Origin of the sequence: Kitasatospora sp. MY 5-36 (genome assembly GCF_001182915.1) — a bacterium.
In the GTDB taxonomy this organism is placed as follows: Bacteria; Actinomycetota; Actinomycetes; order Streptomycetales; family Streptomycetaceae; genus Kitasatospora.
The window spans coordinates 1-757 of the sequence record NZ_LFVW01001365.1 but is presented as its reverse complement, the minus strand read 5'-3'; the positions used below and the strand labels follow the sequence as shown (position 1 = coordinate 757).

General features: G+C 77.5%; 1 pseudogene. It reads right to left on the bottom strand.

Features of this window, described 5'->3' with window-relative positions:
* Positions 1 to 757: pseudogene (locus AE652_RS42460) on the bottom strand (hypothetical protein); the annotation flags it as partial.

The following is a 757-nucleotide window of genomic DNA, read 5'->3' as shown; positions in this document are numbered from 1 at the left end:
GGCGAGGGCGCGGTCGGCGCCGAGGCGGCCGGCGAGTTCGCGGATGTGCTCCTCGCGGGCGCTCGCCCGGGCGCGCAGTTCGCGGCGCTCGCCGTCGGCGGCGGACTCGTCGTGCATGGCCGGGTTCGGCGGCACGAGGAAGAAGGCGGGCTCGTCGGTGATCGGGGCGATCAGCGAGGCGGCGGCGCCGACGGCGACGGTGGAGCGCGGCAGCAGGGCGGCGGCCTGCAGGGCCTCGCGGGCGCGCTCCAGCGAGGAGGGGTCGGTGACGACGACGCCGTCGACCAGTTCGGGGCGGGCGGCGAGGATCGCCTCGTGGTCGGCCGGGTCGACGGACTGGGCGAGGTAGCGCCAACCGGGCAGGGCCGGGATGCCGTGCTCGGCGAGGTACTCGACGGTGGCGAGCACGTCCGGGCCGGGCGGCAGCAGGCCGCCGTCGCCGAGGGCGGCGAGGATGCGGGAGTCGTCGGCGGCCGCCGTGCGGAGGTCGAACAGGGTGCGTTCGGCGGTGGCGATGGACTCGTCGAGGAGTTCGCGCAGGTACTCGGCGTTGCGGTCGAGCAGGGCGGGGGTGAGGAAGCCGGCGTCCTCCTCGGCGCCTTCCTGGTAGGGGGTCAGGGAGAGCAGGTCGGCGAGGCGCTGTTCGGTGGCGAGCAGGGCGGCGGTGCGCTGCTCGGCGGCGAGGGACCGGGCGGCGTCCTTGCGCGCGTCGCCGGCCCGCTCGGCGGCGAGTTCGGCGCGCGAGGTGGCGGCGGCG